At 46.8% G+C, this 9,491-nt stretch carries 9 protein-coding genes; all 9 read right to left on the bottom strand.

Annotated elements, in window-relative coordinates:
• Window positions 1-23 precede the first annotated feature (23 nt).
• Complete coding sequence (locus DEH07_10345) at window positions 24-1,241, bottom strand: argininosuccinate synthase (protein ID HBY04895.1); 1,218 nt, start codon at window positions 1,239-1,241, stop codon at window positions 24-26.
• Between the two features lie 29 nt (window positions 1,242-1,270).
• Entirely contained in the window at window positions 1,271-2,263 is a 993-nt protein-coding gene (locus DEH07_10350) for a 2-hydroxyglutaryl-CoA dehydratase (GenBank protein HBY04896.1), read from the bottom strand.
• Window positions 2,264-2,281: 18 nt separating this feature from the next.
• Complete coding sequence (locus DEH07_10355) at window positions 2,282-3,091, bottom strand: glutamate racemase (protein ID HBY04897.1); 810 nt, start codon at window positions 3,089-3,091, stop codon at window positions 2,282-2,284.
• A gap of 483 nt (window positions 3,092-3,574) precedes the next feature.
• Window positions 3,575-3,826, bottom strand: coding sequence for a hypothetical protein (locus DEH07_10360; protein ID HBY04898.1), 252 nt, complete (start codon window positions 3,824-3,826; stop codon window positions 3,575-3,577).
• A 38-nt stretch (window positions 3,827-3,864) separates the two neighbouring features.
• A complete protein-coding gene (locus tag DEH07_10365) occupies window positions 3,865-4,464 on the bottom strand; it encodes a nucleotidyltransferase family protein (GenBank protein ID HBY04899.1) in 600 nt (199 codons plus the stop codon).
• A 105-nt stretch (window positions 4,465-4,569) separates the two neighbouring features.
• Entirely contained in the window at window positions 4,570-6,897 is a 2,328-nt protein-coding gene (locus DEH07_10370) for a 4-hydroxybenzoyl-CoA reductase subunit alpha (GenBank protein HBY04900.1), read from the bottom strand.
• Window positions 6,898-6,914: 17 nt separating this feature from the next.
• Complete coding sequence (locus tag DEH07_10375; GenBank protein ID HBY04901.1) at window positions 6,915-7,412, bottom strand: (2Fe-2S)-binding protein; 498 nt, start codon at window positions 7,410-7,412, stop codon at window positions 6,915-6,917.
• A 16-nt stretch (window positions 7,413-7,428) separates the two neighbouring features.
• The gene (locus DEH07_10380; protein ID HBY04902.1) at window positions 7,429-8,298 is read right to left on the bottom strand and encodes a xanthine dehydrogenase family protein subunit M; all 870 of its coding nucleotides are present in this window, start codon (window positions 8,296-8,298) and stop codon (window positions 7,429-7,431) included.
• Window positions 8,299-8,394: 96 nt separating this feature from the next.
• Window positions 8,395-8,781, bottom strand: coding sequence for a hypothetical protein (locus DEH07_10385; GenBank protein ID HBY04903.1), 387 nt, complete (start codon window positions 8,779-8,781; stop codon window positions 8,395-8,397).
• Window positions 8,782-9,491 lie beyond the last annotated feature (710 nt).

A 9,491-nucleotide genomic window follows, 5' to 3' on the forward strand; every position in this document is an offset into this window, starting at 1 on the left:
TGCCGAACACAACAAGAATTTTCTTATTTCTTCCCACTCTTCAAGCCAGCTTTCTCCTCCATCAGCGCCCTTACTTTTAAAGGCAGACCGAAAATATTGATAAATCCGGTGGCGTCCGCCTGGTTATAAACTTGATCGCTCCCGAAAGTGGCCAGTTCCGGATCGTACAATGAATAAGGCGAAGAAGACCCCGCCGGTGTACAGCTGCCTTTATACAATTTAAGGCGCACCGTTCCGGTAACTGTCTTTTGAGTATCTTCCACAAAGGCGTCCAGGGCTTCTTTTAAAGGCGCGAACCATACCCCTTCATAAACCAGATCGGAGTATCTCGAAGCCACTATTTCTTTAAAATGCATGGTCGTCCTGTCCAGGCAAAGGCTTTCCAACTCTCTGTGCGCAATAAAAAGCAATGTTCCGCCCGGCGTTTCATAGACGCCGCGTGATTTAATTCCTACCAGACGGTTCTCTACCATATCAACCACGCCAACTCCGTTGGCGCCGCCGATCAGGTTTAATCTTTCAAACAGAGAAACGGGATCAAGCTCTATACCGTCGACCTTTTTGGGCACTCCGCGTTCGAAATTGATTTCCAGATAGGTGGGATTATCGGGCGCTTTTTCCGGCTGCACAGTAAGCATCAGGACATCATCAGGCATTTCATTGGCCGGATCCTCAAGAAGTCCTCCCTCATGGCTGAGGTGCAAGAGGTTGCGATCCATGCTGTATGGCCGCTCCTTCGTTACGGGCACGGGAATGCCTCTTGCGTTGGCGTAATCTATCGCTTCATCCCTGGAGGTTATATTCCATTCACGCCAGGGCGCAATTATCTTTAAACGCGGGTTTAACGCTTTAACGCCCAGTTCAAAGCGGACCTGATCGTTGCCCTTGCCGGTTGCGCCGTGGGCAATCGCTTCGGCCCCTTCCTTTTCGGCCACTTCCACCAGCAGTTGGGCGATTAAAGGACGGGCCAGGGAAGTGCCCAAAAGGTATCTGCCTTCATATATTGCTCCGGCTTTTAGGGCCGGGAAAATATATTCCTCGATAAATCTCTTTCTTGCATCCTGGACATAAACTTTGCTGGCGCCGCTCTTAACCGCCTTTTCCTCGATCCGGTCAAGCTCGTCGCCTTGCCCCAGGTCGGCAACCATGGCGATTACCTGACAATTATAATTTTCTTTAAGCCATGGAATAATTATAGAAGTATCGAGACCACCGGAGTACGCTAAGACAACTTTTTTCACATGCATTCCTCCCCTTTATTCATTATATATTATTTAGACTGGCCGATCATTTCTAAAAAGGCGTCGATTCTCGTCCGTGTCCGCGCATCCAAATGATTGGGCTTGTCCCCTTCCAGGGTAAGCACCGGAATATTTATTTTTTTTCTGATGATCATGTCTTCTATCTGTCTGAAACAAAAACCCTGGGCATAATGGATAAGGCCGTCTAATTTACGTTTTTCGATCTGCTGCAGAATGTCCTGCAAACGAAAAAAAATACCGTACGGGTAAGTATATAAACGATATTGTTCAACCAAATCTTGTGTTTCAAACGGCATCGTAAACTGACGCTGTGTTTCGTTAAAAACAACTCGGGCGCCCTTTTCCTCCACGTAGCTGTACAAATCATCCATTATCGGCGGCACACCGGCATAACCCAGCCTGATTCCGGGCTTTTGCAGAACTGCCCCCTCCAAATCCGCTAAAAAATTATCCAGTTCCTTTTCGAATGTTTCAGGATCGCTTTTAAAATCGCTGCAGCTGACCTGATAATAATGGTTGCTCCAGCCGCTGATCAAATTTTCGGTAAATGAAAGTTGATCGATTCTCCATACCTTACGCCTGATTTTATTGAGCTTTTCGCGAACCGGATTAACCTGCTGATCATTTACTCCAAAAAAGGACATCAGTTTCTCTATCTGCAGTTTTAAAAGATCCCTGTCACGGTCAAAAGGATATGCAAAAGGGACAACTTTTACACCTTCCAATTGGAGTGTTTCCATAAGGGCATGTGTGTTGCTGCAATCACCCTGGGTAACTGCAATAACTGTCCGTATATCCTTGTGTTTTAACGCGATACTGTAAAGGCCTTTTATCCATGCGCAGGTATTACGCGGATACCCCGCTATTTCAGCCTGTTCGACAAGCGCTAAGGCATCAGGATCATTTATAAACAGGTTGTTCAGATCAACCGGAACATATCCGGCGGCATAAACAATTTCAACAGGTATGGTTGTTGTAATCCCTATTTTACCTCTGTTCATCGGCGCCAGCAATCACCTTCAGCTCTTATCCAGTACTGCACGTTCAGCATTAATCCGGCCGCATCCCAGTTTTTCAGCTTTAAAAGCAAAATCGGAAGGGTCCCCGCTCACAAAATAACGGTGACTGGGATTACCTTTCGATGATCTTTTTAACATATTTAGACTGTCCATATCTTCCTTTGATTCTAGAACTGTTGCAGCGGCGGGATCAACAAAAATAATTTCAGGACCAAGGCATTTCCGGAAATGTTCGTAAAGAAACGGATAATGAGTACAGCCAAGGATTAAAGTATCTATATCAGCTGATTTTAATGGTTCCGTATATTCACATACAGCTTCAAACGCCTCCCGGGTTTCCGGCATCCCGGCCTCTACCAGAGGCACCAGAAGCGGAGCAGCCTGGGCAAAAACAGAAACAGACGGATTCAATGAATTGATTGCACGCTGGTATGCGCGGCTGTTTACAGTCGCCTCCGTTGCGATAATTCCGACTCTTTTATTCACAGTGGAGCTTACAGCCAGTTTCGCTCCCGGTTCAATCAAGCCTTTCATGGGAACTGAATACCTTTTTCTCATAACCCGAAGAGAAAGCGAAGAATTAGTATTGCAGGCAAAGACAATATATTTCACATTACAACTTACCAGAAAAGCAATTATTTGATCGGCAAAATTAATTAATTCCTGTGTTCTGCGTGATCCATAAGGCGCATGCAGAGTATCCCCGAAGTAAACTATTGATTCATCAGGCATCAGGTTGAATATTTCCCTTGATACGGTAAGTCCTCCCAATCCGGAATCAAATAAGCCGATAGGTCTGGAATCGCTCAAATTTTCCTGTCCTTCCCAATTCATTTTTGCTAAAACACATATTCAATAATATGCGTGTTCTCTATTCATAATTTTATATACATTAATTTTATATACATTAAAAATTCTCCTGCCGGCTGCATAAACCTTTTTTCTAACGCGCGGCAAAAATGAATTAGAACCGGTTGGCTGACAGATAATCGTCTGGCATGTCAATATCTTTGGAAGCGCCACCTACAAAAGACACCTGTCTAAAAATATACTTACATTAGGGAGGTCAACTGCTATGCAATAAAAGATGGCGCCGAAGAAGTCCTCTGCCACTGCGAAATGGGGCAGATGCTTATTCAACGCCAGTCATTATATTTGCCGTTGCAGTCAACAAACATAAGTCAGTTTTGACGCAACTGGTGATCGGTTTTTAATGTTCATAAAAATATTATGGCCGTCACAGCCTTTTTTGCGACTATGGAATTGACGCTAGAATCTCCGCCACCGGTTTCTTCACGCTTTACTAAAGCAATTAAGCAATAGCTGCAGCAAAGTTATCCTGTCATGAGCGGAAAACAAATTTGTCCCATTTTCATCTTGAATAATAATAATTTCCGGATCTTCTTTTGATTGAACCATTCTCCAGCCCGTTTTATGCATTTTTTCCCAATATTGCGATGTCCACCCATAATCTTTTTTCCATAATATTTTCGCATCTACGAAAGGTATAGTTTTATTGATTTCATCAATTTCTTTTTGATTCATTTTAAAGCCCCCTGCAGTTTTGTTATAAATTACCTCATTTAAAGATAACTTAGCAGGTTATAATAATCTTCCGGCGTGTTCATATTCAGCAATACAGTCTCATCATCCACCTCTATATTAAAAGCTTCGTGCTCATGCAAGGCCAGTATTCCCCGCAAGCCGCCCTGATCAATGCCGCTCATGATCTCATCCTTATATCTTGTCGTTATAAGAGGAGGATGGCCCCGCCTACCGTTGAAAACGGGGTAAATAACACCATGCTGATACGGACGGCCGCAATCCAGTATTTTCTCAACTGTTGTACGCGTAACTAGCGGAATGTCCACCGGCAACATAAAGAAAGCCTGTACACTCGGCTCAAGGGTCCTGACTCCGGCCTGGATGGAGGAGAACATCCCAAGCGGAAAATCAGGATTAAAAACAACACCAGTACCCAGCGGTTTGACTATCTCCTCGACATCTTCCGCCCGGAAGCCTACCACCACCCTTACGTCACCTATCCCCGCCCGTTGAAAACACAGGACGGCGTGTTCTATAGCTCTATAAGGCCCTAATTGCAACAAAGGCTTAAAATTCCCCATCCGTGAAGAATACCCCGCAGCAAGGACAATTGCCGAAATGTTATCATTTTTAGGCATAGTTCTTCAACCTTTCAGATCTGGTAAGGCTCTTTTTCAGGGTGTTTCTCCGCCGGCATGTCCGCCTTTGGCTATCAAATACCGTCAAAAGCGCAGGTGCCCGGATTATTTTTCCCGTTCTCTTTTTTCCTTCATGGCACGCCAGACCTTCTCCGGAGTAAGCGGCAGGCTGGATACCCGGACTTTTGTGGCGTCGTATACAGCGTTGGCAATACAACCCAGGGTCGGAGTTGTGGCGCCCTCGCCAACTTCTTTCGCTCCGTAAGGCCCGTTGGGTTCGAAAGTATCCAAAAGCAATGAATGCACCGGCGGCATATCCAGTGCGGTCGGCAGCCGGTATTCAGCATAGTTTCCGTTGAGGAGTTTTCCATTTTTATCAAATGTTACTATTTCCCAGAGGGTCTCACCAATGCCCATGGCAAAGGCGCCGTGCACCTGGCCATGCAGTAAATTCGGGTTGATTGCGACGCCGCTGTCGTGCACGTCCCACGTATTGAGAACTTTTACCAGACCGGTTTCTTCATCAACAATCACTTCAGAAATCTGGGTCGCGCTGCTGTAAGCCGGGGATGTGCCCACCGCCGCCCCTTTGTGCGCGCCGCCCAGTTTGCCGGGGTGGTAGTAGCCGCGTCCGATCAATAAGCCGTTTTTCACAAAGTAAGCACGTGCCACTTCAGCAAAGGTTAATCTAAGAGCCGGTTCCTGCTTCATAAATACGATGCCTTCCCTGCAATCCAGTTCTTCCGGCATCAACTTGCCAGAGCGGTAACCGCCGTCCTCCTTGACTATCATCATTTCCGCCGCCATCTCAAGAATCTTTTTCTTGACATCTTCTCCCGCTCTTTTTACCGCCCAACCGGCCATCAAGGTCTGCCGGCTTGCGTAAGCGCCAAAATCAAGGGTAGCCAGGTCGGTGTCATGGGACACGATTGTGATGTCGTCAAATGGATAACCCATCCCCTCAGCGGCCATCTGTCTAAGCACCGTGTCGCTGCCCTGACCAATATCGACTGCATTGGAATATACGATCGCATGGGTCCCGTCGTCATACACTTTGATCATGCCTATCGAGTGCGGCAGGTCGGTCCGGTACTGACAGAAACCGGCTCCGGAAACGAAACCGCCGTTGCCGACGCCAATGCCTCTGCCCTTGGCCATTTTACCTTTCTTGTCTTTCCAACCGGAGGCGTCCCGAGCCAGTTCATTTGCTTCTTTCAAGAAATATGACTTTAATTCGTATCCGTTTGGTGTTACATCACCGGATTTGCGGGCATTAATTATACGCATCTCGATCGGGTCTATACCGATATCTTCGGCGATGTGATCCAGGTGGCTTTCAAAAGCGTAGCGCGGGTGCGGCTGCCCGTGTCCTCTTTGTGCCCCGCAGGGCGGCAGGTTGGTTACGTACCGGTATGCGTCAAACTTGTAGTTATCGAAATCATATAATACGGTCAGCAGGGCTCCCGCATAGTAAGACGAGGCTACACCCAGACCGGAGTATGCACCGCCGTCCAGGATAATTTCATTTTTCACGAATAGGATTTTTCCTTCTTTAGTTACACCGGTGGTGTATTCCATATCCATGCCGTGGCGGCCTCGGCCGTTTAACCATACTTCTTCCAGGTCATAAGACATTTTGACCGGCTGGCCGGTCATTTTGGAAAGGATAACGGCTGAAACATCCAGGCCGCTGACATCTAGTTTACCGCCGAAACCGCCGCCCACAAAGGGGGTGATTACGCGAATGTCGCCTTCTTTCATTCCAAAAATCCGGGCCAGGTGATGCTGCATATAGTGTACTGACTGGTGGGCTGCATGAATAATTACTCTTTTCCCTTCCCAGTAGGCAATCGTACAGTGTGGTTCGATAACGCCGTGTATCGTGCGCTGTCCCTGGAAGCGGTCGGTGCGCACGTAATAGGCTTCTTCCTGTGCTTTGTCGCAATCACCGAAATGCTGATGAATTTCTGTGTTGAGGTTACGCGGATATTCTTCGAATATTTGCGGAGCGCTTTCTTCTGCCGCCTCAGCGGGAGTAAATACGGCCGGCAGCACTTCGTATTCGACTTTAATCAACTTGAGTGCTTCATATACTGTATCTTCGTCAACCGCACACACAGCGCCTATTTTATCACCATAAAATTTGACTGTGTCGGTGCAAAATATAGTTTCGTCATAGCGTGCTGGGCTGAGTCCGAATTTTATCGAGGGCACGTCTTTGGCAGTAATAATGGCCTTTACACCAGGCAGTTTTTCCGCTTCGGATGTGTCGATATTTAAAATTCGCGCGTGGGCATGGGTGCTGCGAATAAGTTTTCCATACAGCATGTTTGAAAATTTGAGATCGCCGGCAAATTTGCCGCGCCCGGTCACCTTATCCAGTACATCAGTTCTCTGAAGGCTTTTCCCTACATAGGAATGTTTTTCGCTCAATGTTCCCATCCCTTTCTTTATTGATTTTCAGCAGCGTCTAAAATTGCCTTGACGTAATTGACATATCCTGTGCAGCGGCAAAGGTTGCCAGCTATAGCCTCGCGCACTTCGTGTTCGGTTGGGTGGGGATTGCGATTAAGCAGCGCTTTAGCTGACATGAGTATACCGGGAGTGCAGTAGCCGCATTGCGGCGCCGAGTGTTCGATGAATTTTTCCTGTAGTATGTCCAGCTTTCCATTTGAAGCGAGACCTTCAACGGTTGTGACTTCCCGCCCGTCGACGTTAATGGTCAGAATCATGCAGGAGTTGACCGGTTTTCCATCCAGCAGAACGGTGCAGGCGCCGCAGTCGGCCTGTTCGCACGCTTTTTTAGTTCCGGTAAGGTCAATTTCCTCCCGTAAGAAATTTACCAGCAGGCTGTTGGCTTTAACCATTTTTGTATATGCGTTTCCATTAACTTTTAATGAAACTAAATAACGCTTGACTCCGTCTTCATCTGTAACAAACTTTAACATTTTCAGCGCCCCTTTCTTAAGCATGTCCTTCGTCGATAGCTTTACGCAATGCCCGTCTGGTAAAGACGCGCACCATGTCTTTGCGATATTCGGCCGAGGCCCGTATGTCTGTGATAGGCACGCATTCCCCGGAGGCAATGACCCCTGCTTCGGCCAACAGTTCGTCGCTGATTTTCTTGTCTTTCAAGAACTCCTCGGCTTTCTTTGCCCTTACCGGTGTGGGTGAAACCGCTCCCAGTACTATTCTCGCCTCTTTAACGGCATTGTTTTCAATTTGAACAGCCGCCGCCACGCCAACAACGGCTAACGCGCCCGATGCCCGCAGCCCGAATTTTATGTAATTGCTACCGGTCATTTTCTGGTCGGGAATGATTACTTCGGTGATAATTTCGTCTTGTGACAAAACGGTCTTGCCGGGACCGATGAAAACATCTTCCAGATCCATAGCCCGCTCTCCCTTCACACCCGTAATTTTAACGGTTGCGCCAAGGGCGACGAGTATTGGCGGCAGATCTGCGGAAGGTACGGCGCTGACGATATTGCCGCCGACGGTGCCGAGGTTGCGCACCTGGTTGTTCGCCATTTGCCGGGCTGCTTCCGATATGGACAGGTATTTTTCATGCAAAAGCTCTGAATAGACTAAATCGTTATGGGTAGCTCCGCTTCCGATAACAATACCTTTGCCGTGTACGTACTCGATTTTTTTCAATTGGTCGATTTTCTCGATGGAGACGAGGATTTCCGGCGCCAACAATTCTTTTTTCATCTTGATGATGACATCGGTCCCGCCGGCGATCAATTTGGCTTTGGAACCAAACTGTGACAATAATTGGCAGGTTTCCTCAATACTATCCGGCTGAAAATATTCAAAATTTGGCAGATACACGTTTTGATCCCCTCCTTGCAATTTTTTTAAACACTAAAAAACCACAACTATCCCTACTTCCCTGTACCACCTCTTCTTATATTTCTCTAATTTTTATTATGTGCCTCTGGCTACTCGGAAATGGCAGTGATCCTTGCATTCGGCTTCATGCTTCAACTTCACTATTCCCTTACCCGCCCGGGCGCACTTAACCAATGAATCTTTGTGATAAGGGCAAACAACCCAGCCAGGTTCTTCCAGATTATAACTTTTGCATTTGGCGCAGCGAATCCCGTCCTCTGTTGCTTCAAGCTCCGTACTAAATCTCATTTGCCTGCAATTTGCGCAATAACAGTACTCCCATTCCTTGATTTTATCGAGATAATATTCTATGCCACGTTTATGTTTACTTTCATGAGCGGATTTAATAAGGGTGGGGGTTTCATGAAAAGGGTTGACACCTCCGTCCTGCCAACAACAAGCTGCATCTTTCTCATCTTCCATAAAATCACTTCCTTATAAATATATTAACTTTTAACACATATTAACTTTTAACATGTTGCTTTCGGCAATGTATTTAAGCCTGCAATGCAAGCTGCAATCTGAACGTGGGACATATCCCGGTCTGGTAAAAGTTGCACCAATTTATTTAATTTAATAATAGAAAAATCAAATACCTGGTCAAACCAAAATAATTACAATAAATTTGTATATTTTACAACAAAAAAAATAAGGTAACTACTCAGGTGAACAGCGGCAAACCTCCTTCCAGTGATGGTCTTGCCAGAACTAAAAGCCTGCGCAAAAAAAGCGGCGCCCTTAAAAGGTCATCCCGGCCATACCTTGGAAATGACATCAAAACCAGACAAAATAGAGGTACACTTAGGTAACGCAAGGCCAACATTGTGGCGCATCCCTTCCTGGCAGCGCCGAGTCTTTCGAAAGGCGACAGGTGGTAGACACACCTCCCTTAAGACTGGAGGCGCCCAGGCGCCAAGCCGGGCAAAAACCTGTCCTGTCTTAAGGTGTCTGCAACAAGGCATCATTTCCTGAAAGCGTGAACCGGCCGGTGCAGTATGGTCCCCTGATCAAATCACTGGCTGTCTACATGAATCAGTACCAACTCATTCCCTACGACCGGGTCGAGGAATTATTTAAAGACCTGTTCGGCCAGCCGTTTTCAGAGGGTTCCCTGTTCACCGCCAACGGGATCT

It is taken from the genome of Desulfotomaculum sp. (genome assembly GCA_003513005.1).
Lineage (GTDB): Bacteria > Bacillota > Desulfotomaculia > Desulfotomaculales > Nap2-2B > 46-80.

Coding starts and splice junctions, on each gene's coding strand:
- DEH07_10350 (HBY04896.1), bottom strand. CDS start 2,263: ATGAACAGAGGTAAAATAGGGATTACAACAACCATACCTGTTGAAATT.
- DEH07_10360 (HBY04898.1), bottom strand. CDS start 3,826: ATGAATCAAAAAGAAATTGATGAAATCAATAAAACTATACCTTTCGTA.
- DEH07_10385 (HBY04903.1), bottom strand. CDS start 8,781: ATGGAAGATGAGAAAGATGCAGCTTGTTGTTGGCAGGACGGAGGTGTC.
- DEH07_10375 (HBY04901.1), bottom strand. CDS start 7,412: ATGTTAAAGTTTGTTACAGATGAAGACGGAGTCAAGCGTTATTTAGTT.
- DEH07_10365 (HBY04899.1), bottom strand. CDS start 4,464: ATGCCTAAAAATGATAACATTTCGGCAATTGTCCTTGCTGCGGGGTAT.